The organism is Paenibacillus phytorum (assembly GCF_013141715.1).
Classification (GTDB): Bacteria; Bacillota; Bacilli; order Paenibacillales; family NBRC-103111; genus Paenibacillus_E; species Paenibacillus_E phytorum.
Window position 1 is genome coordinate 1 of the sequence record NZ_WHOA01000209.1, and the last position, 1,970, is coordinate 1,970.

The window sequence follows — 1,970 nt, forward strand, 5'->3', positions numbered from 1 at the left end:
TAGCTTTGTAAATGCAAGTGATAAAATTGCTAAATCAGCTAAAGTCATTGTAAAAGTAAAAGCAGAAAACCAATATGGTGAAAATGCTTCAATCAATGGTGGAAGCTATACAGCATATGTAGCAGGTGCTTCTCAAGCATTGACTAGAAACGAAGATACAGGTTTGCTAGAGCTTACACTTGACACAAGTGCTAAACAATCCGAGATTGATGTTATTCCTGTGAATGTATTCTTAACAAACTCTTCTGTATCGGTACAAAAAACATTAAAAGTTGGAACAGAGCCTTACGTAACGAAAGTTGAGTTAGGTACAGTGAAATATCCAACGGGTAAAACGACGCTTTCCAGCAAAGGCGACGTTGCAGAAATCGGAATCACACGTTACGATCAGTATGGTGATGTGATCCCTGAAGGTGCGATAGCAGCAACCCGTACGGCTTATGATGCAGTTATCACGCCTTACAGCTTTGATGCTCTTAAACTTGCAACTGGCGATTATGATACTGTGAAAATCAGCTTGGATAAAGAAGTTGAAAAAGCAGGAGACTACACAGCAACGATCTATGTTGGTTCTGCAAGTGCAACAGTAACGGTAAAAACAGAATCTTCAAAAGTAGCTAACAAAGTTGAGTTTGGTTCCCTCAATGGCGTCTTGGCACATGGCGATACTAATAAATACATCCCGATCGTTGCTTATGATGCGATGGGTAACAAATTAAGTGCGCAAGACATTGCTGATCAAGCAGCAGCAAAAAGATTCTCCCTTTCCGTTTCCGGCGCAACAGTTGCAACTGGTAACAACGGAAATGATGCGATTGTACAAACAGGTGAGCATAAAGGTCAAATTAAACTTGACTCGATCGATGCTTCCGCTAACAGTGTAGTATTCGTCAACTTAGGTATCTACTCTGCTAATGTTCAAAACAACGCACAACAAAGCTTCACGATTCAAGAAGCTCGTAAACCAGAAACACTCGTACTTGATGGCGACAAACCAGCACAAAAAGCACTTGTTGGAGCAACAGCAACAGTAAAATGGTTTGTTAAAGACCAATACGGCGAGAAACTAGGCAATACGATTGCTGATTATGATGGAGATTACAAAGTACTCGTGACTGTAACAGGTACTACGTTTGCTGACTTCACAGGTCTAGGTTCAACAAACCTGACACAAGTAGCTCCAAAAACGTATGAGTATACAGCTACAAATCTTAAAGATTTTAACAACATGGATCTAAAACTTACGGCTCTTGGTGCAGGAACAGCGAAAGTTGAAGCGAAGCTAATCCAAAACCCTGGTAAAGCGAACGAAAGCACTCTAAAAACCGTGGATAGCTCCATGGAAGTTGTTGCGAACACTACAGAATTAACGTACAGCATCAAGCCAGTAAGTGACCTGTATGCAACACTTGATAGTGGTGTAGTTAATGATGCTGAGAAGCTTTTGACGCCAGCAACGGAGTGGGTATTTAACGGAAGTCTTGGAAGAAAAGTAGAAATTACAGCTAAGAACACATCTGGAGATGCAGTAGCAATCCCAGCAGGTCGTGTAATTAGTGCTTCCTCTTCAGATCAAAATGTTGCAAAAGTAGCACAAAACGGTGGCGATATCGTTGTTGTAGGTAACAAAGCTGGTAAAGCGACTATCACAGTTGTATACAAACTAGCTAATGGTTCAACAAAAGACGAAACCGTTGCGGTTAATGTAAAAGCAGATCAAGTAGTTGCTGCAGCAGTAACAGCAGATGGATCTAACGACATTACAATGCCGACTGTAACACCAGTAACGGCAGCTGCACACACATTGTTGCCAAACTTGAAAATCGTTGACAACTATGGCGTTGAGTACACAGACGCTGAGTTGGTAAGATACGCTGATCTACTTGGTGTTCAATATGTAGTAACAGATGTTAAAGGTGGAACAGTAACAGTTAATGCTGACCGCACAATTACGATTGGCGCAGGCGTGA

The 1,970-nt window shown here is 41.4% G+C and carries 1 pseudogene; it reads left to right on the forward strand.

What is annotated here, in order from left to right:
• Positions 1-1,970, forward strand: a pseudogene (locus GC098_RS30020) (hypothetical protein); the annotation flags it as partial.